Source organism: Microbacterium sp. Bi121 (genome assembly GCF_918698005.1).
Lineage (GTDB): Bacteria > Actinomycetota > Actinomycetes > Actinomycetales > Microbacteriaceae > Microbacterium.
In genome coordinates, this window is the sequence record NZ_CAKKLJ010000001.1 from 44,325 (window position 1) to 70,976 (window position 26,652).

The 26,652-nt window shown below is 67.2% G+C and carries 22 protein-coding genes and 3 tRNA genes; 7 read left to right on the plus strand and 18 right to left on the minus strand.

The features are described from left to right. Nucleotides 1-31: 31 nt before the first annotated feature. On the plus strand, nucleotides 32-202 hold the full coding sequence (locus LQZ87_RS00185; protein ID WP_230101432.1) for a hypothetical protein: 171 nt from the start codon (nucleotides 32-34) through the stop codon (nucleotides 200-202). Between the two features lie 228 nt (nucleotides 203-430). Here the strand turns inward: LQZ87_RS00185 and LQZ87_RS00190 are convergent. From LQZ87_RS00190 to LQZ87_RS00235, 10 genes are all read right to left on the minus strand, one after another. Beyond that, nucleotides 431-504, minus strand: a tRNA-Met gene (locus tag LQZ87_RS00190). A 33-nt stretch (nucleotides 505-537) separates the two neighbouring features. Next, a tRNA-Thr gene (locus LQZ87_RS00195) sits at nucleotides 538-609 on the minus strand. A 50-nt stretch (nucleotides 610-659) separates the two neighbouring features. Continuing rightward, nucleotides 660-1,778: a M23 family metallopeptidase gene (locus LQZ87_RS00200; RefSeq protein ID WP_230101433.1), complete on the minus strand. Its 1,119-nt coding sequence runs from the start codon at nucleotides 1,776-1,778 to the stop codon at nucleotides 660-662. 204 nt (nucleotides 1,779-1,982) lie between these two features. Next, a complete protein-coding gene (locus tag LQZ87_RS00205; protein ID WP_230101911.1) occupies nucleotides 1,983-2,771 on the minus strand; it encodes an inositol monophosphatase family protein in 789 nt (262 codons plus the stop codon). Between the two features lie 8 nt (nucleotides 2,772-2,779). Further along, nucleotides 2,780-3,985, minus strand: a complete 1,206-nt coding sequence (locus tag LQZ87_RS00210; RefSeq protein WP_230101434.1) for a hypothetical protein — start codon at nucleotides 3,983-3,985, stop codon at nucleotides 2,780-2,782. A 53-nt stretch (nucleotides 3,986-4,038) separates the two neighbouring features. Next, the gene (locus tag LQZ87_RS00215; RefSeq protein ID WP_230101435.1) at nucleotides 4,039-4,836 is read right to left on the minus strand and encodes an enoyl-CoA hydratase/isomerase family protein; all 798 of its coding nucleotides are present in this window, start codon (nucleotides 4,834-4,836) and stop codon (nucleotides 4,039-4,041) included. 50 nt (nucleotides 4,837-4,886) lie between these two features. Continuing rightward, the gene (locus LQZ87_RS00220; protein ID WP_230101436.1) at nucleotides 4,887-5,381 is read right to left on the minus strand and encodes an FBP domain-containing protein; all 495 of its coding nucleotides are present in this window, start codon (nucleotides 5,379-5,381) and stop codon (nucleotides 4,887-4,889) included. Between the two features lie 9 nt (nucleotides 5,382-5,390). After that, the gene (locus LQZ87_RS00225; protein ID WP_230101437.1) at nucleotides 5,391-6,275 is read right to left on the minus strand and encodes a bile acid:sodium symporter family protein; all 885 of its coding nucleotides are present in this window, start codon (nucleotides 6,273-6,275) and stop codon (nucleotides 5,391-5,393) included. Between the two features lie 203 nt (nucleotides 6,276-6,478). Continuing rightward, nucleotides 6,479-6,563, minus strand: a tRNA-Tyr gene (locus LQZ87_RS00230). 87 nt (nucleotides 6,564-6,650) lie between these two features. Further along, the gene (locus LQZ87_RS00235) at nucleotides 6,651-7,568 is read right to left on the minus strand and encodes a PfkB family carbohydrate kinase (RefSeq protein ID WP_230101438.1); all 918 of its coding nucleotides are present in this window, start codon (nucleotides 7,566-7,568) and stop codon (nucleotides 6,651-6,653) included. Nucleotides 7,569-7,709: 141 nt separating this feature from the next. Here LQZ87_RS00235 and LQZ87_RS00240 point away from each other — a divergent pair, with 141 nt between their 5' ends. Beyond that, nucleotides 7,710-8,300 carry a hypothetical protein gene (locus LQZ87_RS00240; protein WP_230101439.1) on the plus strand — a complete coding sequence of 197 codons (591 nt, stop codon included), beginning with the start codon at nucleotides 7,710-7,712 and terminating at the stop codon, nucleotides 8,298-8,300. 55 nt (nucleotides 8,301-8,355) lie between these two features. On the opposite strand, the gene rpoC is transcribed toward LQZ87_RS00240, so the two are convergent. The 6 genes from rpoC to LQZ87_RS00270 all read right to left on the minus strand — a co-directional run bounded on the left by rpoC (nucleotide 8,356) and on the right by LQZ87_RS00270 (nucleotide 20,748). After that, nucleotides 8,356-12,231, minus strand: a complete 3,876-nt coding sequence (gene rpoC / locus LQZ87_RS00245) for a DNA-directed RNA polymerase subunit beta' (protein WP_230101440.1) — start codon at nucleotides 12,229-12,231, stop codon at nucleotides 8,356-8,358. A 56-nt stretch (nucleotides 12,232-12,287) separates the two neighbouring features. After that, nucleotides 12,288-15,788 (minus strand): DNA-directed RNA polymerase subunit beta, encoded by a 3,501-nt coding sequence (locus LQZ87_RS00250; RefSeq protein WP_230101441.1) that lies wholly within the window; start codon nucleotides 15,786-15,788, stop codon nucleotides 12,288-12,290. Between the two features lie 302 nt (nucleotides 15,789-16,090). Next, on the minus strand, nucleotides 16,091-17,563 hold the full coding sequence (locus LQZ87_RS00255) for a glycoside hydrolase family 3 N-terminal domain-containing protein (RefSeq protein ID WP_230101442.1): 1,473 nt from the start codon (nucleotides 17,561-17,563) through the stop codon (nucleotides 16,091-16,093). Further along, nucleotides 17,560-18,393: a carbohydrate ABC transporter permease gene (locus tag LQZ87_RS00260; protein ID WP_230101443.1), complete on the minus strand. Its 834-nt coding sequence runs from the start codon at nucleotides 18,391-18,393 to the stop codon at nucleotides 17,560-17,562. The genes LQZ87_RS00255 and LQZ87_RS00260 overlap by 4 nt, the downstream gene beginning before the upstream one ends. Continuing rightward, the gene (locus tag LQZ87_RS00265) at nucleotides 18,390-19,373 is read right to left on the minus strand and encodes a sugar ABC transporter permease (RefSeq protein ID WP_230101444.1); all 984 of its coding nucleotides are present in this window, start codon (nucleotides 19,371-19,373) and stop codon (nucleotides 18,390-18,392) included. The genes LQZ87_RS00260 and LQZ87_RS00265 overlap by 4 nt, the downstream gene beginning before the upstream one ends. A gap of 79 nt (nucleotides 19,374-19,452) precedes the next feature. Beyond that, a complete protein-coding gene (locus LQZ87_RS00270; protein WP_230101445.1) occupies nucleotides 19,453-20,748 on the minus strand; it encodes a sugar ABC transporter substrate-binding protein in 1,296 nt (431 codons plus the stop codon). Between the two features lie 160 nt (nucleotides 20,749-20,908). On the opposite strand from LQZ87_RS00270, the gene LQZ87_RS00275 reads away from it, so the two are divergent. The 3 genes from LQZ87_RS00275 (at nucleotide 20,909) to LQZ87_RS00285 (ending at nucleotide 22,897) form a co-directional block, all read left to right on the plus strand. Continuing rightward, nucleotides 20,909-21,769: a fused MFS/spermidine synthase gene (locus LQZ87_RS00275; protein WP_230101446.1), complete on the plus strand. Its 861-nt coding sequence runs from the start codon at nucleotides 20,909-20,911 to the stop codon at nucleotides 21,767-21,769. 77 nt (nucleotides 21,770-21,846) lie between these two features. Then, nucleotides 21,847-22,374, plus strand: a complete 528-nt coding sequence (locus tag LQZ87_RS00280) for a hypothetical protein (RefSeq protein WP_230101447.1) — start codon at nucleotides 21,847-21,849, stop codon at nucleotides 22,372-22,374. 34 nt (nucleotides 22,375-22,408) lie between these two features. Then, the gene (locus LQZ87_RS00285; RefSeq protein ID WP_230101448.1) at nucleotides 22,409-22,897 is read left to right on the plus strand and encodes a SprT-like domain-containing protein; all 489 of its coding nucleotides are present in this window, start codon (nucleotides 22,409-22,411) and stop codon (nucleotides 22,895-22,897) included. Between the two features lie 187 nt (nucleotides 22,898-23,084). On the opposite strand, the gene LQZ87_RS00290 is transcribed toward LQZ87_RS00285, so the two are convergent. Then, the gene (locus tag LQZ87_RS00290; protein ID WP_230101449.1) at nucleotides 23,085-23,696 is read right to left on the minus strand and encodes a TetR/AcrR family transcriptional regulator; all 612 of its coding nucleotides are present in this window, start codon (nucleotides 23,694-23,696) and stop codon (nucleotides 23,085-23,087) included. A 60-nt stretch (nucleotides 23,697-23,756) separates the two neighbouring features. Between LQZ87_RS00290 and LQZ87_RS00295 the strand changes: the two genes are divergently transcribed. Beyond that, nucleotides 23,757-24,599, plus strand: a complete 843-nt coding sequence (locus LQZ87_RS00295; RefSeq protein WP_230101450.1) for a sugar phosphate isomerase/epimerase — start codon at nucleotides 23,757-23,759, stop codon at nucleotides 24,597-24,599. Then, a complete protein-coding gene (locus LQZ87_RS00300) occupies nucleotides 24,596-25,723 on the plus strand; it encodes a Gfo/Idh/MocA family oxidoreductase (protein ID WP_230101451.1) in 1,128 nt (375 codons plus the stop codon). Before LQZ87_RS00295 ends, LQZ87_RS00300 begins: the two co-directional genes overlap by 4 nt. 154 nt (nucleotides 25,724-25,877) lie before the next feature. Here LQZ87_RS00300 and LQZ87_RS00305 read toward each other — a convergent pair whose 3' ends face one another. Beyond that, nucleotides 25,878-26,534, minus strand: a complete 657-nt coding sequence (locus LQZ87_RS00305; RefSeq protein WP_230101452.1) for a 2-phosphosulfolactate phosphatase — start codon at nucleotides 26,532-26,534, stop codon at nucleotides 25,878-25,880. Nucleotides 26,535-26,652: the final 118 nt, after the last annotated feature.

The window sequence follows — 26,652 nt, forward strand, 5'->3', positions numbered from 1 at the left end:
GGAGTACGGTCAGGATCAGAGGAGGCGCGCCATGTCGATGAGCGATGATCAACAGCATCCGCATCATGTGCCGGATGCCGGCGAGCCGAGCGTGCCGGAACTCGAACTCGACGAGAACGTCGCGCCTCGCCCCGAGGAAGAAGCCGCCGACTTGGCCCGAGCGACGCCGGACACGGCGGACCACAGTCACGACGACGCGTGATGGATTCCGTCGCTTGTCCCGGATCCCGGATTCAACGACCGAGGATGCGATCAGCACCCCGCGATGCTGTATCAACTCGGTCGGTTTTGCGCGCTCATAACCGACCGAACTGATACCGCATGCGACTTACGGGACGACGAAGGACGGGACGACGAAGGACGGGACGACGAAGGACGGGACGGCCCCGGAAACGACAAAACCCCCGGCTGCACCGGGGGTTTCATTCTGTAGCAGGAGCGGGGCTTGAACCCGCGACCTCACGATTATGAGTCGTGCGCTCTCACCAACTGAGCTACCCTGCCGCACGGCATTCCGCATGAAAAGCGGAAGCTGCGAGCCCCGAGTCAGGATTGAACTGACGACCCCTTCCTTACCATGGAAGTGCTCTGCCACTGAGCTATCGGGGCGTTGTCACCCGTGAAGGCAACCACACGAGAATACCATCACTTCGGCGTTCTCACGAAACCGGGGCGACCCCGTCATACCTGCCGGAGTTCTTGTTGAACCACGGCAGCGGATCGATGGTCGAACCGTCGACGATCAGCTCGAAGTGCATGTGCGCCCCGTACGACCGACCGGTGTTGCCGACCTTGCCGATGATGTCGCCGACCTTGACGGTCTGGCCCGCGACGACGCGCAGCGAGCCGTACTGCATGTGCGCGTAGTGGCTCGTGATCAGCTCCCCGTCGATCATGTGATCGATGTACACCGTGACGCCGTAGTTGCCGCCGGACTCGGTGGCGATGCGAACCTTGCCGTCCGCGATCGCCTGCACAGGAGCACCGTCGCCAGGAAGCAGATCCAGTCCCTCGTGGAGGGTCCCGTTGCGCATGCCGTAGCCGTAGCTCATGCCGACGCCCACCATGAACGGCCACTGGATCGCAGCATCCGGATCGTTCGTGTAGATCTTGTTCGAGTACGTGATGCCCTGCTGACCGGCGAGATCGATCAGGGACGCGGTCGAGAAGCCGTCGGAGCGCTGGATCGCCTCGTTCTGCAGGTCGGATGAAGCGACGTACGCCTGGATCTCGTCGGCATCGGCCGAGGACGAGGCCTGGGATGCCGCCACCAGCGACATCCCCGCAGACGAAGGAGCGCCGTTCGCAGCAGCGAGCGCTTCGGCCGGGAACGTCATCGACACCGCAAGAAGACCTGCGATGCCCATCACGCCGACCGTCGCACCGACGGCGACGATCTTGCGCCCCTTGCGCGGTGCCGTGTGGATCGCGGTGGCCGCGGTCGGCAGCTTCTGCCGAGGCGCTGCCTCGACGACACGCATGGCCGGGTCCGTCGCGACGGAGGCGAATGCTCGGGATGCCGCGGAGAACGCATCCTCGTCGGAGCGAGCTTCCTGCTCGACGACAGGCTCAGCCTCGACGACAGGCTCAGCCTCGACGACCGCCTCGGCATCGGCGACGACCGCCTCAGCCTCTGCCACGACTTCGGACTCGGCGACGACACTCTCGATGATGATGTCGGTCGCCGCGGAACGAGCGCGCTCGCGCAGTTCTCGGCGCGACAGCGTCGAGACGGGAACGTCCGCTGGGGCCGCAGGAGAGGTCTCTTCGATGCTCACCGAGGTCGCGGTGTCCGCGGTCCGGCGACGGCTCGATCGTCGCGTAGGCGCACTCTCGGCCATAGGGGTATCGAAGGGCAAGACAGTCTCTCGGGTAATTCGTCAGTTTCCGGGGCAAGATCCCGCGCATCGGGCTACGCGGGTAACGATCGGGAAAACACTATCGCGAGTGGCCTGGGAACGCCATGCACGCCGCACCTCGATCTACGAGTCGAGAACGCGCACGAGCTCAGCGTGCAGCTCTGGTCCGGCGGCGATGATCATCGGGCGGGCGCATGCCGTGTCGAGCCGCGTGACGACTCCCCCCGCTTCTTCCACCAGGAGCGCACCGGCGGCGAAATCCCACGGCTTCAAGCCTCGTTCGAAGTAGCCATCCAGCCGGCCGGCCGCGACGTACGCGAGGTCGAGCGCCGCCGAGCCGATGCGCCGCAGGTCGCGGGCGAGCGGCATGACCTCGCGCACGGTCGCCAGGTCGCCATCATGGGTCGACGGGTCGTATCCGAATCCGGTGGCGAGGAGCGCCCCGGCAGGATTCGCCGGGTTGACGACCAGTCGCTGGGCGCCGAGCCACGCTCCCCCGCCACGCGAGGCCGTGAAGAGTTCGCCCATCGCCGGGGCGTAGACCGCGGCCGCGAGCGCGTGCCAGGAGTTCGGGTCACCAGTGCCGTGGACGGCCGCGATGCTGACGCTGTACGCCGGGATGCCGTACGCGTAGTTCACGGTGCCGTCGATCGGGTCGACGATCCAGGTGATCCCGGTCTCGCTGACTGCCGCACCGGACTCCTCGCCGAGGAAGCCGTCGCCGGGGCGCTCGGCGCTCAACCTCGAGCGGATGAGCTGCTCGACCTCGCGATCCGCCTCGGTGACGATGTCGGCCAGAGTCGTCTTCGTCGCGGCGAGCGCGACGCCGGCCGCACGGCGCTCGCGCGCGAGCGCCCCGGACTCACGAGCGATGTCGGCGGCGAGTTCCTGAAGCTCGACCGCGAGCGGCAGCTCGCCGGTCACCGTCGGGGCGCCGGCGGAGGCGGAGGGAACGCGCCGGGCACTGCGGGCGGCGTCGGCGGATCCTCGGGCTGCGGGGGAACCGGAGGCTGCTCCGGCGCGTGCTCGGGCACTGGCGCCTGCTCGGGCACTGGCACCTGCTCAGACGTCGGCTCCGGCACAGGCTGCGCAGCAGTCTCGCCGGCGATGCCATCGTGCGCGGCTGGCGCCCCGGCCGGCGGGACCGGGAACCCGTCCGCACCGATCGGCGCATCAGGCGACGACACCAACGGCTGCGCATGCCCGTCCGACGGCACCGTCGGGAATGAGGGCGTCGACTCCTGCGTCGGGTGGTAGCTGTGGGCCGGCGCCTGCTGCTGCGTCGGATAGCCGGTGTAGTACGCGTTCCAGTCCGGCGACCCGTCGGGCAGCACCGGCAAAGGCGTCGCACCATCGGCGTACGTCGGCCACTGCTGGGCCCCCTGGGCGGTCGGCGCCGTGGGCAGGGCTGCGACGGCCGAGCCAGCGAATGCTCCGTGGGCCTGTGCCGCCAACGGGCCCACGTGCTTCTTCGGCGCGAACAGCGCGTTCAGCAGCGGGATGAGCGTCGTACCGACGGCGGTGAGGATCGCCAGCGCGACCACGATGCGCCAGTACAGGTCGGCGTACTCGAACGTGTCGGGGAAGGTCAGGAAGAACACGAGCATCGCGACGAGCAGCACGAGCATCGCGATCGTGACGTAGTAGATGACCCGCGTGAACGTCGTGACGTAACGCTGCGCCGCCGGGGTGAACAGCCGCACGTGCAGCAGGCCGAGCTGAAGCACGCCGATGATCACGAGCAGCAGGAAGAACCGTCCGACACCGCCGGTGTACTCGTCGTACTCGGTCGGCAGCCAGATCTTGATGGCGCCGGCGATGAGCGCCACGATCCAGGTGATCATGCTCGCCAGAGCCAGCCAATCCGGGCGCTTCGGCGCGAGACCGGCCTCGAGGATCGCAATGCCGGCGAATGCCGCGAGCAGGAGGATCGTCAGGAATGCCCGCCCGATGATGCCGTCCTGATCTCCGATCAGCACCCACACCACGCACACCAACGCTGCGGCGATCAGCGCGCCGATGGCGATCCAGATCGCTCCGCGGATCAGCAGCGAAGCGTTCGCCTTCGTCCGCGTTTCATTGACCTCTGACATCGTGATCCCCTCTTCGGCCGACGTTGCACTCATCCTCGCATGCGAGGGTCGCGTCGCGCCGGGGTGTCACGGCTTTTGTGGGTAAGTCAGCGCGCCTTCTTCGCGGATGCCGCAGCGAAAGCCGCGACGCGGGCCTTGGCATCCGGGGTGTCGAACGACGCTCCGATCGAGCGCGCCTCCTCCTCCAGTTGCTCGGCGAACGTGCGCGAGGGCTGCGATCGCACCAGGCGCTTCGCCTGCCCGTACGCCTCGGCGGCCCCGGCCAGCCAGAACCGGGCGACCTCCTCGGCGCGGGCACGAACGCGCTCAGCCTCCTCGGCGGCATCCGCACCGGTCACGACCTCGGCGACGAGTCCCCATTCGAGAGCCTCGTCGGCGCTGAGCAGGCGGTCCTGAAGGACGAGCTGCAGCGCACGGCGCCGGCCGACCGCGTCCGCGAGCTGCGCCGACACCGACAGATCGGGGGTGAGTCCGATGTTCGCGTATAGGCTGCCGATCTTGGAACCGCCGCCGACGATCGCGTAGTCCGTGCTGAGCAGGATGCCGAGTCCGCCACCGGCAGTCGTGCCGTGCGCCGCGGCGACCACAGGGATCGACGACTCGGTGAGCGCGCGGATGCCGGCGTTGATGACGCCGGCGAGCTCGGTCAGCGGCGAACCATCCGTCATGAGCGTCGCCATCTCGAGGACGTCCCCTCCAGCGCAGAACGCCGGGCCCGCGGCATCCAACAGGATGGCCCGCACATCAGAGCGCAAGGTCGCCTCGGCCGTGGCATCCCGCCACGCGTGCGCCAGGTCGGAGTTGAAGGCATTGAGACGGGTCGGACGGTTCAGCGTGAGGCGCGCGAGCCCCTCATCGACCGAGAACAGGATGGGATCGCTCATGGGCATCTCCTTCGAAGCGCGGACTTCGTCAGCCTATCCAGAGCGTGCACTCAGTCCGTTTCGTGTTGTACCCGACCGACAAAATTCTCCATACGACGACGGGTGCCGTCCAGTCGCGTATCCACCTGGCCGGCGGCGCGGACCTCGTTCGGTGCGAGTGGATGCGCGAGCCGGACGTTCTCGTGGCAGGACAGATCGGCGCAGATGTAGGTGCCGACGCTGTCCCCGCGTCGTCCGGCATCGCCGGCCTTGCGCGCCCCGAAGAGGGCGACCTGGTTGCCGGGCTGCATGGTGTGGCAGATGTTGCACATGCCGTTGCGGCTGCGACCCGGTTCGCTCGCGCGCACCACGATGCCGACCACATCGTCGCCGCTCTGCACGAGGATGCAGCCGCGCTTGCTGGATGCCGGGTCGCGCCAGGCCAGGAAATCGTGGAAGTCCCAGTCGACGAGGAGGAAGTCGTGCGGCATCTCGATCATCCGCAGCTCGTCGTCTGTCGCGTTGATGAACGCCGCGCGGACGTCGGACTCGGTGAGCGCTCGCATCGCTCCAGTCTATGAAGTCACGGCGTCGGCGGGCGCGCGGTCGCGGCTGCGGTCTCGGATGAGGAACCCGAAACCGAAGGCGACGAAGAACATCAGCACGCCGTAGACCGCGGCAGGCAGGCTGAGCTCGGTCGAGCCGAGCACGCTCTGGGCGATCACGATCGCGAGGGTGGCGTTGTGGATGCCGATCTCGAACGACGTCGCGATCGCCTGACGCCGTTCGATCTTCAGGCCCCTGGGCACGACGTATCCGAGGGCGAGGCTGATCAGACAGAACAGGATCGTGATCAGGGAGAGTTGAGCGAAGTTGTCGACCAGCAGCGACCAGTTGGATGCCACGGCACCCGCGATCACGACGATGAGGATGATGACGCTCGCGATCCGCACCGGCCGATCCATGCCATCGGCGAACTTCGGCCAGAAGCGCCGGATGAGCATCCCGACGGCGACAGGGAGCAGCACGATCGCGAACACCTCGAGCGCCTTCGCCCACTGCAGCCCGAGCTGGTCGTCGAAGGGCTCGAAGTACATGATCGCGAAGTTCGTGATCAGCGGCAGAGTGATCACGGCGATGACGGAGTTCACGGCGGTGAGCGAGATGTTCAGCGCGATGTCACCGCGGAACAGATGACTGTAGAGGTTCGCCGTCGTCCCTCCTGGCGATGCCGCGAGCATCATCATGCCCACCGCGAGCACGGGCGGCAGTTGGAACAACAGCACGAGCCCGAAGCAGATCGCCGGCAGAAGCAGGAGCTGACAGACCAGGGCGATGAGCACCGCCTTCGGCTGCTTGAGCACGCGGGCGAAGTCGGCGAGTGTGAGGCTGAGCCCGAGCCCCAGCATGATGATGCCGAGGGCGACGGGTAGTCCGATGGTGGTCAACGCTGATCCCATGGGACTCAGTGTGGCGGACACTGGGTCCGGATGTCACGAGCTTCCTGATAAACAAAATGAGCGCCGCCCCTGCGGGACGACGCTCAGTTCATTTGGTGGCAAGTGAGGGACTCCGGTGTTCGCTGCGCTCACGCCTCCCCGAATCCCGCATCACCTGATAAACGAACTGAGCGCCGCCCCTGCGGGACGACGCTCAGTTCATTTGGTGGCAAGTGAGGGATTCGAACCCCCGAATGCGATGCAGGCTGATTTACAGTCAGCTCCCTTTGGCCACTTGGGTAACTTGCCAAATGCACACCCGTCCAGCTTGTACAGCCAACCGGGGGCGCGAGTATCAATCATACCTGCCAGAAGCAGGTGCAAGAAATCGAACCGTCAGCTGCCGTGCACGCCCCGTTCCCCGTCCTGAAGCGACTCCGGAGTGCGCAGCAGCCCGCCCTCGGCGCGGCAGGTCGCAGCCGCGACATCCATGGCCCGAACGAGCAGGCCCTGCCAGTCCTCGGACGTCGCAGGTCGAGCGCCGACGAGACCGGCAGCCACCGCCGCCAATGTCGCATCCCCGGCTCCGACCGTGTCGACGATGGGGCCGGACAGCTCGGAGACCGGTGCCGTGAAGGTGCCGGCATCCGTCTCGAGAACCGCCCCATCGCGGCCGGCCGTCGCCAGCACAGCCTGCGCGCCGGCGTCGCGCAGCCGGGCCCGCAGCGCATCGAGGTCGCCGTCGTAGAGGATCGTCGCGTCGTCCGCGCCGACTTTGACGATCGCGGCATCCGCGGCCACCCGTTCGAATCCCCTGACGAACTCCGCGCGGTCACTGAGCATGCCGGTGCGCGGATTCGGATCGATCGCGACCCGCGCTCCCACCAGGGCCTCGGCGAGAGCGTCCACCTCGTCCGCCCGATCGAAGGGGAAGCAGCTGATCGCCACGAGGTCAGCGCCGCCGATCGCCTGCCTGGCCGCGTCGCCGTAACGGATGCTGCGCCGCTGCGCCGCGTCGTTGAACACGTACGTCGGCTCTCCGCTCGCATCACGCCGCACGATCGCGCGCGACGAACCGTTCGGCGCCGTACTCTCCACGAGCGTCACGTCGTGGTCGGCGAGATACTCGCGGATGTGGTCGCCCGCCTCGTCATCGCCCACCATCGCGATGAGGGTGCTCTGGATGCCGAGACGCCGCAGCCCGACCGCGACGTTCAGGGCGGCGCCGCCGACCAGTTCTCGCACTCCGCCGGAGTCGTGGATCTCGTCGATGAGGGCGTCGCCGATGACGACGGAGCGAGGTGTGTGCGGCATCCACTCATTGTGTCGCACCCGCGCTTACACGTGCTCCCGCGCGCGTCTTCTTGGGGTATGCGAGAAGGATCTCGGGGCTTCAGGCGGCGTCGGAGCCGCGAAATCCTTCTCCGGTCGCGACGGATGCCCTACCGTGTGGGCATGAGGACCACGATGTCGTCTCTGGCCGCTGCCGCCATGTTGCTCGCGCTTGCACTCGTCGGGTGCACGCCCGCGCAGACGACGCCGTCGCCGTCGGGCTCGGCATCCGGGTCCGCGGGTCCATCGACCGCAGCATCCGCATCGCCTGAGCCGAGCGAGACGCCGGCGGCGGACGCGATTCCGATCCCGGACGACTGCCGGGCACTCCTGTCCGACGACGTGCTCGCTCAGCTCGACGGCATCCCGCTGAACGACCCGGATGTCGGTGCCACCGGCATCCAGCCCGACGGCTCGCTGCTGTGCATCTGGCGCGACCCGCGCGCAGACACCACCGCACTCGCCACGACGATCTCGCACCTGAACCGCGGGCCGGCGCTCGACATGCTCAACGAGCTCGCCGACGACGAGGGCTTCACCTGCTTCACGCCCCACGATGGCACCCGGTGCGAGAAGACCTGGAAGAACGACACCTACCCCGTGACCGACGGACGCACCCTGTTCTGGCGCGAGGGCGTACTCATCGACACGAGCTACTCCAACCTCGCCCCGAGCGGGTACACCTCGAGCATCGTCGCGCACCTGTTCGACTAGACGACGAAGGCCCCGCACCTCCGAAGAGGGGCGGGGCCTTCGTATCGAACCTGGGTCAGTTGTACGTACCAGGGGTCACGTCATCCGTCGAGAACGCGTCGAAGTCGACGTAGCCGAAGTCGCCCTCGGCGTACGCGCCGTCGGATGCGAAGATCCGGTTCGGGTAGCGCTCGCTCTTGGCTTCCTCGGTCGCCTCGACCGTGACGTCACGGTACTTCGAGAGACCGGTTCCGGCGGGAATGAGCTTACCGATGATGACGTTCTCCTTGAGACCGACCAGCGGGTCGCGCTTGCCCTGCATGGCAGCCTCGGTGAGCACGCGAGTGGTCTCCTGGAACGACGCAGCCGACAGCCACGACTCGGTCGCAAGCGACGCCTTCGTGATACCCATCAGCTCCGAACGGCCGGAGGCCGGACGCTTGCCCTCAGCGACAGCCTCGCGGTTGATCGCCTGGTAGCGCTTGAGGTCGACCATCTCACCCGGCAGCAGGGTCGTGTCGGCGTGATCGACGACGGTGACCTTGCGGAGCATCTGACGGACGATGACCTCGATGTGCTTGTCGTGGATCGGCACACCCTGCGAACGGTAGACGCCCTGGACGCCGCCGACGAGGTAACGCTGCACCTCGCGAGCACCCATGACACGCATGACCTCCTTGGGGTCCAGCGTGCCGACCAGGAGCGGCTGACCGACCGTGACGTGCTGGCCGTCCTCGACGAGAAGCGTCGCACGCTTCAGCACCGGGTAGACGACCTCTTCATCACCGTTGTCGGGCGTGAGGATGACCTTCTTGGCCTTGTCGGTCTCGTCGATCGTGATGCGGCCATCGGCCTCGGCGATCGGCGACGCGCCCTTGGGCGTACGAGCCTCGAAGAGCTCCTGCACACGGGGCAGACCCTGGGTGATGTCATCCGCCGATGCAGAACCACCGGTGTGGAACGTACGCATCGTCAGCTGGGTACCGGGCTCACCGATCGACTGAGCGGCGATGATGCCGACGGCCTCGCCGATGTCGACGGTCTTGCCGGTCGCGAGCGAACGGCCGTAGCACTGCGCGCAGACGCCGACAGCCGAGTCGCAGGTCAGCACCGAACGGACCTTGATGGTCTCGACGCCGAGCTCGACGAGCTTGTCGATGAGCACGTCGCCCACGTCGTCACCAGCAGCGGCCAGGACCTCGCCCGACTCGCTCACCACGTCAGCGGCCAGGGTACGAGCGAACACCGAGTTCTCGACGTTCGCGTCGCGGACCAGCTCGCCCTGCGAGTTCGGAGCGGCGATCGGGAGCTCGAGGCCCTTCGACGTGCCGCAGTCCTCTTCGCGGATGATGACGTCCTGCGAGACATCCACCAGACGACGGGTCAGGTAACCCGAGTCAGCGGTACGCAGAGCGGTGTCGGCCAGACCCTTACGGGTACCGTGCGTCGCGATGAAGTACTCCGCCACCGACAGACCCTCGCGGTACGAGGAGATGATCGGACGCGGGATGATCTCACCCTTGGGGTTGTTCACCAGACCACGCATACCCGCGATGTTGCGGATCTGCAGCCAGTTACCACGAGCACCCGACGACACCATGCGGTTGATGGTGTTGTCCTCGGGGAAGTTGGCGCGCATCGCGGCCTGAACCTCGTCGGTCGCCTCGGTCCAGATCTTGATGAGCTCCTGACGACGCTCGGCGTCGGTCGTGAGGCCCTTCTCGTACTGCGACTGGACCTTCGCGGCCTGCTTCTCGTAGCCGGCGACGATCTCCTTCTTGTTCGGAGGAGTGAGGATGTCGCTCAGGGCGACGGTCACACCGGAGCGAGTCGCCCAGTAGAAACCGGCATCCTTGATGCGGTCCAGCGTCGCAGCCGTCTCGACCTTGGGGTACTCCTCGGCCAGCTTGTTGACGATCTGCGACAGTTTGCCCTTGTCGGCAGGCTCGCGGACGAACGGGTAGCCCTTGGGCAGCGTGTCGTTGAAGATCGCCTGACCCAGCGAAGCGTCGACGAGGCCGTGCTTCTCGTAGCCCTCAGGAGCCTGACCCTCGAGGAAGGACAGACCGGGGATGCGGATGCGGATCTTCGCCTGCAGGTCGAGGGTTCCCTCGTCCTTGGCCAGGATCGCCTCGGAGACCGAGCCGAACGCACGACCCTCGCCCTTGGCGCCATCCTTGACCACCGTCAGGTGGTGCAGACCGATGATCATGTCCTGCGAAGGCAGGGTGACCGGGCGGCCGTCGGACGGCTTCAGGATGTTGTTCGACGCGAGCATCAGCACGCGGGCCTCGGCCTGAGCCTCGACCGAAAGCGGCAGGTGCACAGCCATCTGGTCACCATCGAAGTCGGCGTTGAACGCGGCGCAGACGAGCGGGTGCAGCTGGATGGCCTTGCCCTCGACGAGCTGCGGCTCGAACGCCTGGATGCCGAGACGGTGCAGGGTGGGTGCACGGTTCAGCAGCACAGGGCGCTCGCGGATGATCTCCTCGAGCACATCCCAGACCTCAGGACGCATGCGCTCGACGGAGCGCTTCGCAGCCTTGATGTTCTGCGAGTGGCCGAGGTCGATCAGACGCTTGATCACGAACGGCTTGAACAGCTCGATCGCCATCGTCTTGGGAAGACCGCACTGGTGCAGCTGGAGCTGCGGGCCGACGACGATGACCGAACGGCCGGAGTAGTCGACGCGCTTCCCGAGCAGGTTCTGACGGAAACGACCCTGCTTGCCCTTGAGCATGTCGCTGAGCGACTTCAGGGCGCGGTTTCCGGTACCGGTGACCGGGCGACCGCGGCGGCCGTTGTCGAACAGTGCGTCGACGGCCTCCTGCAGCATCCGCTTCTCGTTGTTGACGATGATCTCGGGGGCACCGAGGTCGATCAGACGACGAAGACGGTTGTTGCGGTTGATCACACGGCGGTACAGGTCGTTCAGGTCGGAGGTCGCGAAGCGGCCACCGTCGAGCTGGACCATCGGGCGCAGCTCCGGCGGGATCACCGGGACGACGTCCAGAACCATGGATGCCGGGGACATGCCGGTCTCGAGGAACGAGTTGACGACCTTCAGACGCTTGATCGCACGGATCTTGCGCTGGCCCTTGCCCTCGGAGATCTGCAGGTGCAGGCTCTCGGCCTCCGCCTTCAGGTCGAAGGCGGCCAGGCGGCGCTGGATCGACTCCGCGCCCATGTAGGCCTCGAAGTACTGACCGAAGCGGTCCTGCAGCTCGTGGAAGACGTCATCCTCAGGACGGAGTGCGCCGACCTCGAGCGTGCGGAAGTCCTCCCACACGCGCTCGAGCTTGGCGATCGCCTCGTCGGCGCCCTTGCGGGTGAGGGTCATCTCCTTCTCAGCAGCGTCCTTCACCTTCTTCTTGGCGTCGGCCTTGGCACCCTCGGCCTCCAGGGCCGCGAGCTCCTCCTCCAGCTTGGTCATCCGCTCGGCGATCTTCGCGTCGCGACGATCTCCCAGCGTCTTCAGCTCGAGGCGGATGTTGTTCTCCTGCGTGGCCAGGTCGCGGTGACGAGCATCCTCATCGACCGAGATGACCATGTATGCGGCGAAGTAGATGACCTTCTCGAGGTCCTTCGGCGCCATGTCGAGCAGGTACCCGAGGCGCGAAGGCACGCCCTTGAAGTACCAGATGTGGGTGACGGGCGCGGCGAGCTCGATGTGGCCCATGCGCTCACGACGGACGGAGCTCTTGGTGACCTCCACGCCGCAGCGCTCGCACACGATGCCCTTGAAGCGGACGCGCTTGTACTTTCCACATGCACACTCCCAGTCACGGGAAGGGCCGAAGATCTGCTCGCCGAACAGACCGTCCTTCTCGGGCTTGAGGGTGCGGTAGTTGATGGTTTCGGGCTTCTTCACCTCACCGTAGGACCATCCGCGGATGTCGTCTGCGGTGGCCAGACCGATGCGAAGCTCATCGAAGGTGTTTGACTCGAGCACTAGTTCTCCTGTGTCTCAATAAATTTCTGTGATCAGACGCTGGGCGGAGCCGCGCGTCAGATCTCGTCGATCGAGGCGGACTCGAATCGGCTGGAGATGTTGATACCGAGCTCTTCGGCGGCACGGAATGCCTCGTCGTCGGTGTCGCGGAGGTTGACAGCGGTGCCGTCGGCCGAGAGGACCTCGACGTTCAGGCAGAGCGACTGCATCTCCTTCATGAGCACCTTGAACGACTCGGGGATGCCGGGCTCCTGGATGTTCTCGCCCTTGACGATGGCCTCGTACACCTTGACGCGACCGAGGATGTCGTCGGACTTGATCGTGAGGAGCTCCTGGAGGGCGTATGCCGCACCGTAGGCCTCGAGGGCCCACACCTCCATCTCGCCGAAGCGCTGTCCACCGAACTGCGCCTTACCACCGAGCGGCTGCTGGGTGATCATCGAGTACGGACCGGTCGAACGGGCGTGGATCTTGTCGTCGACCAGGTGGTGGAGCTTCAGGATGTACATGTAGCCGACCGAGATCGGAGCCGGGAACGGCTCTCCGGAGCGCCCGTCGAACAGCTGGGTCTTGCCCGAGCGGTCGATGAGGCGGATGCCGTCGCGCGTCGGCAGGGTCGAGTCGAGGAGACCGGCGATCTCCTGCTCCTCGGCACCGTCGAACACCGGGGTCGCGACCTTCGTGCCAGGAGCCGCCTCGAAGGCGACCTCGGGCAGGGTCGATGCCCACTCCGGCTTGCCCTCGACCTTCCAGCCCTGCTTGGCGATCCACCCGAGGTGGGTCTCCAGAACCTGACCGAAGTTCATTCGACCGGGGATTCCGAGCGGGTTCAGGACGATGTCGACCGGAGTTCCGTCGGCGAGGAACGGCATGTCCTCGATCGGGAGGATCTTCGCGATGACACCCTTGTTGCCGTGGCGGCCGGCGAGCTTGTCGCCCTCGGTGATCTTGCGCTTCTGGGCGATGTAGACCACGACGCGGCGGTTGACGCCGGAGCCGAGCTCGTCATCGCCGTCCTCGGCGTTGAACTCCTTGACCGCGATGATCGTGCCCTGCTCGCCGTGCGGCACCTTCAGGGACGTGTCGCGGACTTCGCGGCTCTTCTCGTTGAAGATCGCGCGGAGCAGACGCTCCTCGGCCGACAGCTCGGTCTCGCCCTTCGGCGTGACCTTGCCGACGAGGATGTCGCCGGGGCGGACCTCGGCGCCGATGCGGATGATGCCGCGCTCGTCGAGGTCCTTCAGCAGCTCAGGGCTGACGTTGGGGAGGTCACGGGTGATCTCCTCCTTGCCGAGCTTGGTGTCGCGAGCGTCGACCTCGTACTCCTCGATGTGGATCGAGGAGAGGGTGTCGTCCTTCACCAGGTCCTGGCTGAGGATGATCGCATCCTCGAAGTTGTAGCCCTCCCACGTCATGAACGCGACGAGCAGGTTCTTGCCCAGAGCCAGCTCACCGTTCTCGGTGGCGGGGCCATCGGCGATGACCTCGTTCACCTCGACGCGCTCACCGGCCGAGACGACGACCTTCTGGTTGTACGACGTGCCCTGGTTCGAGCGGTCGAACTTGCGCAGGTGGTACTCCTGCGTGCCGCCCTCATCGAGCTGCACGACGACGCGGTCTGCCGAGACCTCGGTGACCACACCGGCCTTGTCGGCGGTGAGGACGTCGCCGGCGTCGATGGCCGCGTAGCCCTCCATACCGGTTCCGACCAGCGGGGAGTCGCTGCGGAGCAGCGGCACAGCCTGACGCTGCATGTTGGCGCCCATGAGCGCGCGCTGCGCGTCATCGTGCTCGAGGAACGGCACGAGCGAGGTCGCGACCGAGACCATCTGGCGCGGCGACACGTCCATGTAGCCGATCTCGCCGGGCTCGAACATGTCGACCTCGCCGCTGCCGCCCTTCGGGCGTGCGAGCACGTGGCTCTCGACGAAGCCCTTCTTCGCATTGAGCGGGGCGTTGGCCTGCGCGATGTTGAAGTCGTTCTCCTCGGCTGCCGTCAGGTAGTCGATGTCGTCGGTGACCACGCCGTCGACGACACGACGGTACGGGGTCTCGATGAAACCGAAGGAGTTGATGCGGGCGAAGGTCGCCAGCGAGCCGATCAGACCGATGTTCGGGCCTTCAGGGGTCTCGATGGGGCACATGCGGCCGTAGTGCGACGGGTGGACGTCACGGACCTCGACGCCGGCGCGGTCGCGGGACAGACCACCGGGGCCCAGAGCCGACAGTCGGCGCTTGTGGGTCAGACCCGCGAGCGGGTTGTTCTGGTCCATGAACTGCGACAGCTGAGAGGTTCCGAAGAACTCCTTGATCGCGGCGACGACGGGGCGCACGTTGATCAGGGTCTGCGGCGTGATCGCCTCGATGTCCTGCGTGGTCATGCGCTCGCGGACGACGCGCTCCATGCGGGACAGACCGGTGCGGACCTGGTTCTGGATGAGCTCGCCGACAGCGCGGATACGGCGGTTGCCGAAGTTGTCGATGTCGTCGGTCGCGATGCGGATCTCGGCCTTCTTGCCGCTGCGCAGACCCTCGAAGGTCTCGTCGCCGCGGTGCAGACGCACCAGGTACTTGATGGTCGCCACGATGTCCTCGACGGTGAGAACCGACGAGTCCAGCGGCTGGTTCAGGCCCAGCTTCTGGTTGATCTTGTAGCGGCCGACCTTCGCGAGGTCGTAGCGCTTGGCGTTGAAGTAGAAGTTGTCCAGCAGGGCACGGGCAGCCTCAGCGGCGACCTGCTCGCCCGGACGGAGCTTGCGGTAGATGTCGCGAAGCGCGTCTTCCTTGGTGAGGATGGTGTCCTTGGCCAGGGTCTCCTCGATGGAGGGGAAGCCGGAGAACTCGGCGAGGATCTCCTCGCTGGTCATGCCCAGCGCCTTGAGGAACACGGTCACGGACTGCTTGCGCTTGCGGTCGATGCGGACGCCGACCTGGTCGCGCTTGTCGATCTCGAACTCGAGCCATGCGCCACGGCTCGGGATGACGCGAGCGGAGACGATGTCCTTGTCGGACGTCTTGTCGGGAGACTTGTCGAAGTAGACACCCGGCGAGCGGACGAGCTGCGAGACGACGACGCGCTCGGTGCCGTTGATGATGAACGTGCCCTTGCTGGTCTGCAGCGGGAAGTCGCCCATGAAGACGGTCTGCGTCTTGATCTCACCGGTCTGGTGGTTCATGAACTCGGCCTCGACGTACAGCGGGGCGGCGTAGGTCTTGCCGCGCTCCTTGCACTCGTCGATCGAGTACTTCTCGGGCTCGAGGTACGGGTTGGTGAAGCTCAGCTGCATCGTCTCGCTGAGGTCTTCGATCGGGGAGATCTCCTCGAAGATCTCCTCCAGACCGCTGAACTCGTTGAGGTCCTTGCGGCCGGCCTTCTTGCCCTCGGCGACACGCGTCTTCCACGTGTCGTTGCCGACGAGCCAATCGAAGGACTCGGTCTGCAACGCGAGGAGGTCAGGGACCGTCAGCGTGTCGGAGATCTTGGCGAACGAGAGGCGGGATGCTCCGCGTCCGTTCTTGTTGGTGGTGGATGTGGATGCGTTGCGAGCAGCAGCCAAGGGAATAACCTCCGTGAGCCCCGCAGGGCTTCTCGATTCCTTTGTCGTCAGGTGGAGTGCGCACTCGCATTCTCAACATCTGCCGACCACCATATGAGGGCAGGGAGAAAGGAGGCGCAAAGAACAACTATACGTCGGATTTCACGACATGGCAAGCAGAATCCTTGACCAATTCCGGATGCTGCGGTATGAGCATCCGTTCGCCCACCCGACCCCGTCTATTTCTGCCTTATGTACGCTTCCGGGGATGAAAACCGTACGTAAGGCAGAAACAGACGGGGTTGCGGAGGCGGTCGCGGGCGTCACGCGCCGTGGATGAGGAGAGAGCGCGCGGCTTCGGCGCCGATGCGGCTCGCCGCGCCCACCTCGACCACGGGCAGCGACAGGGGATGCTGTGCCGCGAGGCCGGCGTTCACGACGACGGCGTGGGGGTCGCGGCGCGCGGCGCGCTCGACGAGCTCGCGCTGTTCGGCATCGACATCCGGGCGGTCGATGAGCAGCACGAGGCGTCCACCGGCCGCAGCAGCACCGGCGAGCGCAGCATCCCGCTCCTCGTCCGTCGCCCGGGCGACGTCCAGTCGAACACGGAACCCGTCGCCGGCGAGCGCCTCCGCGACATAGGAGGCCGCGCTGTCCACAGCGAGGGTCGACCGGCGGCGCGCGTCGACGACCGAGAGCGCGGATGCCACGGCATCCAGCTCGCCGGTGACCCGCAGCGCGCGGCGCACGATCGCGGCGCCGTCGAATGCCGGCGCCTCAGCGGGAGTCGCCGCCGCGAGCTTCGCGGACAGAGCCCGCACGCGGTCGCGCGCCTGCTCGACCCGCTCGCGGGAGAGTGCGCCGCTGCGGAGGGCGGCGACGATCGCCTCGCGGGCGGCGAGGAAGTCCTGCTCGTCCTGGTCGGATGCCGCGGCATCCCCCGGATTGGTCGGATTTCCGATGCACAGCAGATCGGCTCCGGCGGCCAGGGCCTGCACGGCGCCGCCGCCGATCCCGACCGACTCGCGGATCGCGGCCATATCGAGCGCATCGGTGATGATGACGCCCTCGAACCCGAGCTCCCGGAGGCGGCCGAGGACGGCGGGGTTCAGCGTGGCCGGCTGCTCGCCCCACGCGGGGACGACGATGTGCGCGGTCATGATCGTGTCGACGCCCGCGGCGATCGCGGCGCGGAACGGCTCGAGGTGCACGCTCTCGATCTCGGAGGTGTCGAGCGCGATGACGGGCAGCGCATGATGCGAGTCGAGGTGCGTGTCGCCGTGGCCGGGGAAGTGCTTGACGCACGCGGCCGCTCCCCCGCTCTGCAGCCCCTGTACCGTCGCTGCGACGTGCCGTGCGACGAGCGCGGCATCCGCACCGAAGGATCGCACTCCGATCACGGGATTGCGGGGGTCGGTGTTGACATCGGCGACGGGACCGAGCACGACGTCGACGCCGACCGCGCGGGTGCGGCGGGCGAGCTCGGCACCGGTGGCCTCGCTGGCGGAGATGTCGTCGAGGGCGCCGAGCTGCGCGGCACCGGGCAGCGTCGACCCGGTCGCGACCTCGAGGCGGGTGACGCTGCCGCCCTCCTCGTCGATGCCGATCAGCGCGTGCGGGTTCGCGGCGTGGATCTCGGCACTCAGCGACGCGAGGTCGCTGGAGATGTTCTGTCCGAAGTACACGACGCCGGCGAGGTCGTCCTCGAGGGCCGCGCGCAACCAGGCCGGGACGCTCGTGCCGAAGAACCCCGGCCACAGCACGCTGCTTGCGAGGCGGGTGAGCTCGTCCGTCATCCCTTCACGGCTCCGGACGTCATGCCGCTCGCCAGGCGACCCTGGACGATCACGAAGAAGATCATGACCGGGATCGTGATGATCGTGGATGCCGCCATGATGCTGCCCCAGTCGTTGGAGTGCAGACCGAAGAACGACTTCAGACCGATCGCGACCGTGTACTGATCCGCCGCGCCGCCGAGCATCGTCATGGCGAAGATGAACTCGTTCCATGCGGTGATGAAGCTGAAGATGCTCGTCGCGACGAGTCCGGGCATGACCAGCGGCAGCAGCACGGAACGGAACATCCGCCACCAGCTCGCACCGTCGAGGTATGCGGCCTCTTCGAGCTCGACCGGGACGGCGGCGACGAAGCCGCGCAGCATCCAGATGCCGAACGCGAGCGAGAGCGCGATGTAGACGATCATCAGACCGATGATGCTGTTGAGCAGCCCGAGGCTCTTGACCTGCAGGAACAGCGGGATCACGAGCGCCTCGAGCGGCACCATCTGCACCACGAGGATGAGCATGAGGATCGTGGTGCGGAACTTGAACTTGAAGCGTGCGACGGCGACGGCCGCGAGCAGGCACACCAGGGCGCTGACCAGCACGGTCACGAGCGCGACGATCGCCGAGTTGCGGAGGAAGGTGCCGAAGCCGCCCTCGTTGAAGACGAAGATGAAGTGATCGAGCGTGAATTCCGCGGGGATGAACGAGCGGCCGCCGCTGGAGGCGTTCTTGTCGAAAGCGCTCGAGACCATCCAGTACGCGGGGAACAGGGTGAACGCCAGCAGCACCACGACACCGACTCCGATGCCGAAGCGGGAGAGGACGGACTTCTTGGGATTCACAGTTCGTCCTCCTTCATGAGCGAGCGGATGTACACGATCGTGATGCCGATCAGCACGAGGGTGAGCAGCACGGCGAGCGCCGCTCCGAAGCCGTACCGGTTCTGACCGAAGGACTCGACGTACGACCACACGCCGAGGTTGAGCACGGAGCGGTTGGAACCGGAGCCGCCCGGCATCAGGTACACCTGAGCGAACACCTTGAAGTCCCAGATGGTCGACAGGATGATCACGACCGAGAAGACGGGGCGCAGAGTCGGGAAGACGATCTGCCAGAACCGGCGCCAGGCTCCTGCGCCGTCCATGGCCGCGGCCTCGAGCATCTCCTTCGAGACGCCGAGGAGGCCGGCGAGCACGGTGATCGCGACGAACGGGAAGCCGTGGTGCACGACGTTCAGCAGGACGATCGCGTAGAACGACCACTGGTTGGTGAACCAGTTGACCGGCCCGTCGATCAGCCCGAGATCGAGCAGGATGCTGTTGAAGATGCCGCGGTCGGCATCGAAGATGAACGTCCAGACGTACGTGCCGGTGACCGCGGGCATCGCCCAGGCGATCATGATGCAGCTGGAGACGATGAGCCGCCAGGTCTTGCCCAGGCGCTGCAGCAGCAGGGCGACCAGCGTTCCGACGGCGACGGTGGCGAGCACCGCGACAGCCGCGAAGCCGACGGTGTTCGGAAGGACGATCGTCCAGAGCGTGGAGTCGGTGAGCGCCTCGATGTAGTTGGCGAAGCCGATCCAGTTGTTCTCACCGGTGTTGATCTCGCGCAGGCCGTAGTCCTGCAGGGAGTAGAGGAACACCTGCACCAGCGGCCACAGCATCAGCCCCGCGAGGATGATGAGGCCCGGCGCGAGCAGCAGCCAGGGCCGGGAAGCGGCGAGCAGGGTGAACCTGTTGGATCGGCGGCCGCCCGGTACGGACGCCGGGGTTGCGCTCCCCGGTTCCGTGCCCGTCGGCAGCGGTGCGTGCACCGTCGACATCAAGTGGTACTGCCTAACTTCTCGGAGACTGGGATCACCGGCACGGCCGATGATCCCAGTCTCGCCTGAACGACCGGTCTTACTGGTTGAGCAGCTCGGTCATCTCGGCCGCGGCATCCTTCGTCGCCGTGGCGACGTCCTTCTGCCCGCTGAGGATCGACTGCATCATCGCGTTCGTGGTCTTCTTCGCCTGGACGGCACCGAACTGCGGCGTGACGGGCACCGAAGCGCCGCCCTCGACCATCTGCTGCGCGAACGGGGCGACCAGCGGGTCGGTCGAGGCGAGAGCCTCTTCCATCGCCGAGGCGACACCCGGGAAGTAACCGGTCTGCGATGCCCACTTCTCGGCGAACTCGCCGGTGGTCATCATCTTGGTGAACTCCCAAGCCAGGTCGGCGTTCTTCGTGGTGTTGAAGATCGACAGGTGCGAGCCGCCGAGCACGGACGGAGCGATGCCGCCGTCCTTGCCCGGGATGACCGCGGCGCCGATCTTGCCCTCGAGGTCGGGGCCGGCTTCGACGAGCGAAGCGGGCGTCCACGAGCCCGACAGCATCATCGCGACGTTGCCCTGCGCGAAGTTGTCGCTGAGGTCGGTCTCCTTCCAGGTGGTGGCACCTGCGGAGGAGAAGCCGTGCTTCGTGGCGAGATCCGTGTAGAACTGGATGCCCTCCTGCGACTCGGCGCTGTCGAGCTCGCTGGTCCACGTGTCGCCGTCCTTCGTGGCGATCTCGCCGCCGGCGCCCCAGACCCAGGGGTAGACCTGGAACTCGGCGTCGCCGGGCACGGGGAAGGCCATCATCTCGGGGTGCGCCTTCTTGATGGCCTCACCGGCGGTGATGATGTCATCCCAGGTCTTCGGGGCCTCCAGGCCGAGCTCCTCGAAGATGTCGGTGCGGTAGACGAGAGCACGCACACCGGCGTACCAGGGCATGCCGTAGAGCTCTTCGTCGTACGTGCCGGCGACCTCGAGGCCCTCGACGAGGTCGTCGCGGAGTCCGTCTTCGCCGTCCACGTACTCGTCGATCGGCAGCAGTGCGCCGGCATCGGCGAACTCGGCCGTCCACGTGGTGCCGGTCTCGGCGACGTCGGGGGTGGTGCCACCGGCGATCGCGGTCACGAAGCGGTCGTGCGCGTCAGCCCACTGGACCTCTTCGATCTCGACCTTGGCACCGGTCTCCTCTTCGAACGCCTTCGATACCTCGTCGTAGAACGCGGTCGCGTCGGGGTTGGTGCCCTTCATGATCCAGACGTTGAGGGTCTGGCCCTCTCCGTCCGTGCCGCCGTTGCCGTTGTCGCCGCCTCCGGCAGCGCAGCCGGCCAGGCCGAGCGAAGCCGTGACGCCGAGCGCCACGATCGAAAGAATGCGCTTCTTCATCAGGTGAATCTCCTCATTGAAACTGCCGCATGCTGCAGGGGTTGCAGGGGGCGATTGGAAAAAGTATTCACCACTAACAAACTAGACGCAACTCATCCTGCGCATCGTCATCGAGCCGTAACACGCGCTCCGCCCGCCGGCCGGAAGTAGGCTCTGAGCCGTGGGACGCACACGCGCTCGGGATGCCGAGCATCCAGAGGCACGCCTCGAGCACGGCGGTGTGGCGACGGTCATCCCCTCGGACTTCACGTCGGGCTTCGAGCTCGTCGTCGACGGCACGCCGCAGTCGCACGTCGATCTCGACGATCCGACCCACCTGCATTTCGAGTACATCGTGCGCATGGGCGCCGTCATCGACCAGCTTCCTGTGGGACCCCTGACCGCCGTGCATCTGGGCGCCGGAGCGCTGACGATCCCGCGCTACGTGGAGGCCACGCGACCGGGTTCCCGGCAGCAGGTCATCGAGCTCGAGGCGCCGCTGGCGGCTCTCGTCCGCGAGCACCTGCCGCTGCCCCGCGGGGCGTCGATCCGCATCCGGATCGGTGATGCCAGGGCCGGTGTTGCGAAGCTGCCTGGCGCGCTGGTCGGGTCCTGCGACCTCGTCGTCTCGGACGTGTACTCCGGAGCTCAGACGCCGGCGCACCTGACCAGCGTGGAGTTCTACCGTGAGCTGTCTGCGCTGCTCGCCCCCGGCGGCGTGCTGCTCGTGAACGTCGCCGACGGACCAGGTCTCGCGTTCGCCCGGCGCCAGGTCGCGACCATCGCGCACGTGCTCCCCGAGGTCGCGCTGCTGGCGGACACGCAGGTGCTCAAGGGCCGCCGGTTCGGCAACCTCGTGATCGCGGCATCCGCCGCTCCCCTGCCGACCGAGTGGCTGCCGCGGATGCTGGCCGCAGGTCCGCATCCGGCGAAGATCGCCCAGGATGCCGAGGTCGCGGCCTTCGCGAAGGGCGCCAGCATCGTCACCGATGCGGATGCCGTGGCATCCCCCAAGCCCGACGCGTCCATCTTCCTGCGCTGAAATCGTCCTCCGGGGCGCGCCGAGCCGCCGTCTGCCGGAGTCGGAGGCAGACTGAGGATGCTGCGAGAGGAGAGCACGTGGGTTACATCAAGGGTTACGACTCAGAGACTCTTCGCGAGCAGGTCGATACGGCCGAATGCGCCGCACGGCTCGCCGAGATCGAGGAGCAGCGCAGTCTTCCTGCCATGCTCGAGCGGGTGTGGCTGCTGAAGGTTCTGGACCGGCTGGACGAGGCTCTGACGCTGTCCGACGAGTCGGTGCGCGTGGCTCGCATGGCCGGTACGCGCAAGGACGTCCTGCGGTCCCGCGTGCTGCACGCGACCATCCTGCAGTACCGAGGAGCGCACGCCGCCGCCGAGCAGGAGCTGCAGACCTGCGCCGCTGAGGCCGAAGGTCAGCGGTGGGCAGGGATCGCCGCGTTCGCGCACCAGAACCATGGTCGCAACGCCTTTGAAGCCGGCGACTTCGATCAGGCGCGCGAGAGCTTCAAGCAGGCGCTGTTCCTGCGCCGCGAGGCCGGGGCGTCCGACGCGGAGCTCGAGAGCGTGCTGCTGTCGATCGAAGCGGCTGAGCGCCGCCGCAGCGGTCAGCTCGTCGCCGGCTGAGCCGGATGTCGCCGGCCTGATCTAGCGTGGGAGCATGTCCGATCTGAACCGCGTGCGCGTGTGGGCCGAGGCGCTCATCCGGCTGCACCTCGACGAGACGTGGTCGTTCGGGTTCGACAACGCCAAGCGCCGCGCTGGGCAGTGCGACTTCCGCACCAAGCGGATCACGGTGTCGCGGTATCTCGCGGCGCGGTTCGAGGACGACGACATCCATCAGGTGCTGCTGCACGAGGTGGCTCATGCGCTCGCCGGGCACCGGGCAGCACACGGTCCTGCGTGGCGCCGCGTCGCCCGCGATCTCGGGTACATCGGTGGAACCACGCATCACGGCGAGACCGCAGAAGAGCTCGCGCCGTGGGTCGGCACATGCCCGGCCGGGCACGTGACCTATCGTCATCGCCGACCGAGCCGGGCGACGTCATGCGCGAAGTGCTCGAAGGCCTACGACCCGCGATTCGAGTTCGCCTGGGTCCGCCGCGAGATCTCGTCCGCCGTGCGCCTGGCCGCGCGCACCCCGCGCTGACACTGAACGCCTCGTCCCCCGGGTTGTCGCCGTCGCGCTGCTGTTCCCTGGTTCGCGTTGCTGTTCCCTGGTTCGCGTTGCTGTCCACGCTGCTGTTCCCTGGTTCGCGCTGCTGTTCCCTGTCCACGCTGCAGATACTTCTGCAGCGTGAGCGTATTTTGGCCGCGCGACGTGCGGCTCGCCCACGTCAGGGCTCGAGCAGCGTCGCGAGGACCCGGAGTGTGTCTTCCAGCTCGATCGACGGCTCCAGCAGCCACTGGATCTGCAGACCGTCTGATGCCGCGATGATCAGAGCCGCGATCTGCATCGGATCGACGTCCGTCCGCACCGTGCCCTGCCGCTGCTCGGCGCGCAGTCGCTCGGCCAGGTCGAGCCGGAGACGCTCGAAGCGTTCGGTGAAGTACGCCTTTCCGAGTTCGCTGCTGCTCTCCAGCGACGCGGCGACCAGAGTCGAGTAGAGCTTCACGAGCCCCGGGACCCTGACGTTCTCGCTCGCCGCATGCACCATCACGTCGACGGCGGTGCGCTGGGCGTCGACGGCGGCATCCCCATCCGAGCCCGCCCCCTGGTGCGCGTAGACGGCGATCAGCAGCTGTTCGCGGGAGTCGAAGTAGTGCAGGAGCGCCGCGTGGGATACGCCGATGGCCGCTGCGATGCTGCGCAGCGAGGTACCGTCCGCGCCGCGCTCGCGGAACACCTCGATCGCCCTGTCGAGAATCTCGGTGCGTCGGGCCACGCCCTTGGCATACGAGCCGCGCCGCCCGATCGACGGCGTCGGCGCGTGCTGTTCGGGGTCCACGTGGACACTGTATCGCGCTGACCCTGGAGTAAACCTCCACATGGAGGTATTGTGTTCGCCATGACAGATCCCACCAGCTCCGCTCTTCCGGAAGCATCCGTTCAGCTGTACTCCCTCGCGACCGCGTTCTCGGCCGACATGCACGGCTCACTCGAGCGCCTCGCTGCGATCGGATTGAAGAACGTCGAGGCGTTCGACTTCGTCCGTCGCCCCGCCGAGATCCGCTCGGCTCTGGATGCCACGGGCCTGGCCTCCCCCACCGGACACGCACCGCTGCTGTCCGACGAACTGTGGACGCCGGACGGCTCGATCCCGACCCCCGCACCCGAGGTCGTCTTCGAGGCCGCGGCCGCCATCGGCATGACCACCGTCATCGACCCGTTCGTCGAACCCGAACGCTGGCGCACCGAGGACGGCGTGGCCGACATCGCCGAGCGCCTCAACCGCGCAGCCGACGTCGCATCGACCTTCGGCCTGACCGTCGGCTACCACAACCACGCGCAGGAGTTCGTCGCCTCCTTTGACGGAGTCACGGCGTACGAGCGGTTCCTGTCCCTCACCGACGAGCGGGTCGAGATCGAGCTCGATCTCTTCTGGGCCCTGACCGGCGGACAGGATCTTCCCGCGCTCGTGAAGCGCATCGGATCCCGTCTGGTCGCCGTGCACGTCAAGGACGGGGTCGTCCCCGCCACCAACCCGTGGGCACCGGGCGAGGGCTCTTTCGCCTCCGACAGCCTCGATCAGCGGCACCCGGGCGCCGGAGACGTGCCGCTCGCCGAGTCGCTGCGCGCTGGTACCGGCATCCGCTTCGCCGTGATCGAGTACGACCACGCACCGGGCGACGTCTTCGAAGACGTCGCTGCCGGCTACGCGTTCCTGCGCGATGGAGGGTTCGTCGCATGACCGGACCAGTGAACGTCGCGCTCATCGGGGCCGGCGTCATCAGCGACACGTACCTGCAGAACCTCACGTCGTTCCCCGACATCCGTGTCGTCGCGGTCGGCGACCTGCTGGTGGATCGAGCGCGGGCGCAGGCCGAGAAGTACGGTGTGCCGGCGTGGGGCACCGCCGACGACGTGCTCTCGAACCCCGACGTCGAGGTCGTCGTCAACCTGACGATCCCGAGCGCGCACGTCGAGATCTCGTCGCGCGCCGTGCAGGCGGGCAAGCACGTCTGGACCGAGAAGCCGCTCGGACTCGACCGGGAGAGCACCCGGCAGCTGCTGCAGTATGCCGAGGCAGCAGGCGTCCGCGTCGGCTCGGCGCCAGACACGATCCTCGGACCGGGCTTCCAGACTGCGAAGCGCGCGATCGCCGAGGGCGTGATCGGCACACCGCTGTTCGCGCAGACGTCGTTCCAGACGCAGGGGCCCGACCTCTGGCATCCCAGCCCGGCATTCCTGTTCGCGCGCGGCGCCGGCCCGCTCCTCGACATGGGGCCGTACTATTTCTCGGCGCTCGTGAGCCTGTTCGGCACGATCGATCGCGTTGCGGCGGTCGGCTCGAAGGCCGCCGAGGACCGCCGAGTCCACACCGGGCCTGATGCCGGCACGCGGTTCCCCGTCGAGGCGCCGTCGACCATGCAGGTGCTCACTGCCTTCGAGGCCGGGCAGCACGCGCAGAGCACGCTGAGCTTCGACTCGGCGCTCGAGCGACACGGCGTCGTGGAGATCCACGGCACGGAGGGCTCGCTCGTGATCCCCGACCCGAACATGTTCGAGGGACGCTCGGCGTACGTGAAGCCGCTCGGGATGCTGCGCGACGGCATGTCGACGGATCAGCCGTGGATCGAGCTCGAGCAGACCGGCGTCGTCACCGGACGCGGTCTCGGCGTGCTCGACATGGTCCGCGCGATCGCGGAGGACCGCCCGCACCGCGCTTCCGGCGCGCTCGGCTTCCACGTGCTCGACGCCCTGCTCGGGGCCGAGGACTCCGCCGCCAGCGGAGAATTCGTGCGCATCGAGAGCTCCGCCCCCGTGGTCGAGCCGATGCCGGCGGACTTCGATCCGTTCGCGGCGACACTGTAGGTGGTCCTCGCGGGGCGCTTTCGACTCGTCGCTCCGCTCCTCGCTCAAGCCGTTTCGACTTCGCGGCCCCCGGCCGCTGCGCTCAACGACCCGCAGCACCTGCCCCCGCGGGTCGTTGAGCGGACGAGCCAAGTCGAAGCCTCCCGCCCGCCCGTCAGACGAACGCGACGAACACGCCTCCGTCGAGCACCGGCACGACATCGGTCGCGTCGACCTCGGCGGCCGCCTTCGTGTCGGCGGGGACGAGCCCGGCTGCCTCGATCTCGGCGGTCGCCGCCACGCCCTCGGCGATCTCCTTGGCCGATCCGGATGCCGTGAGCAGGTGCCGCAGCGCCCGGCGCAGCCCTCGCGCCGATTCGCAGGCAGCGGCGGCTTCCGGCGAGGTGTGGTCGGCCCCGAGATCGCTGAGCGCGGCGATGATCGTGCCGGCGCCGAGCAGGTCTTCGACGGCGAAGCGGAGGTCACCGGCATCCGTCAGCTCGCCCGCCGCGATCACCGCGACCGACGTGCGCTGCTGACGACGGTTCTGCATCTCCAGCACCGTCCGGGCCGTGGCCGAGGCGTTGCGGAGGGAGCCGATGAGCACGGTCGCCTCGCCTGCCGCTGCGGCGACGGCGGCTCCGTTGCGCGACCAGGCCGTCGCATCCGCGAGTGAGACCGTGCCGCCGGCTGCCACGGCATCCGTCACGGTCGACGAGAAACGCAGCACGTCGACGACCACGACGATGTCGGCGGGCGCAAGGCGTTCGAGCCCTGCGACTCCCCACTCGAAGCGGACCTGGTACGACGACTGATCGAACGGCTGGGGCATTGCTCCAGCCTATGACCGCGATCGCCGAGCCCCCGTCTTCATGTCGAGGCCCCGTCATGATCACGTGCGTACGACGGGGCCTCGGTATTAAAGCGGGGGCTCGGCGCAATGAGGGGGC

Bases quoted from the DNA above. Each gene is read 5' to 3' on its own strand.
- LQZ87_RS00185 (WP_230101432.1), top strand. From the start codon at position 32: ATGTCGATGAGCGATGATCAACAGCATCCGCATCATGTGCCGGATGCC.
- LQZ87_RS00210 (WP_230101434.1), bottom strand. From the start codon at position 3,985: ATGAGTGCAACGTCGGCCGAAGAGGGGATCACGATGTCAGAGGTCAAT.
- LQZ87_RS00215 (WP_230101435.1), bottom strand. From the start codon at position 4,836: ATGAGCGATCCCATCCTGTTCTCGGTCGATGAGGGGCTCGCGCGCCTC.
- LQZ87_RS00220 (WP_230101436.1), bottom strand. From the start codon at position 5,381: ATGCGAGCGCTCACCGAGTCCGACGTCCGCGCGGCGTTCATCAACGCG.
- LQZ87_RS00225 (WP_230101437.1), bottom strand. From the start codon at position 6,275: ATGGGATCAGCGTTGACCACCATCGGACTACCCGTCGCCCTCGGCATC.
- LQZ87_RS00235 (WP_230101438.1), bottom strand. From the start codon at position 7,568: ATGCCGCACACACCTCGCTCCGTCGTCATCGGCGACGCCCTCATCGAC.
- LQZ87_RS00240 (WP_230101439.1), top strand. From the start codon at position 7,710: ATGAGGACCACGATGTCGTCTCTGGCCGCTGCCGCCATGTTGCTCGCG.
- LQZ87_RS00255 (WP_230101442.1), bottom strand. From the start codon at position 17,563: ATGACGGACGAGCTCACCCGCCTCGCAAGCAGCGTGCTGTGGCCGGGG.
- LQZ87_RS00265 (WP_230101444.1), bottom strand. From the start codon at position 19,373: ATGTCGACGGTGCACGCACCGCTGCCGACGGGCACGGAACCGGGGAGC.
- LQZ87_RS00270 (WP_230101445.1), bottom strand. From the start codon at position 20,748: ATGAAGAAGCGCATTCTTTCGATCGTGGCGCTCGGCGTCACGGCTTCG.
- LQZ87_RS00285 (WP_230101448.1), top strand. From the start codon at position 22,409: ATGTCCGATCTGAACCGCGTGCGCGTGTGGGCCGAGGCGCTCATCCGG.
- LQZ87_RS00295 (WP_230101450.1), top strand. From the start codon at position 23,757: ATGACAGATCCCACCAGCTCCGCTCTTCCGGAAGCATCCGTTCAGCTG.
- LQZ87_RS00300 (WP_230101451.1), top strand. From the start codon at position 24,596: ATGACCGGACCAGTGAACGTCGCGCTCATCGGGGCCGGCGTCATCAGC.
- LQZ87_RS00305 (WP_230101452.1), bottom strand. From the start codon at position 26,534: ATGCCCCAGCCGTTCGATCAGTCGTCGTACCAGGTCCGCTTCGAGTGG.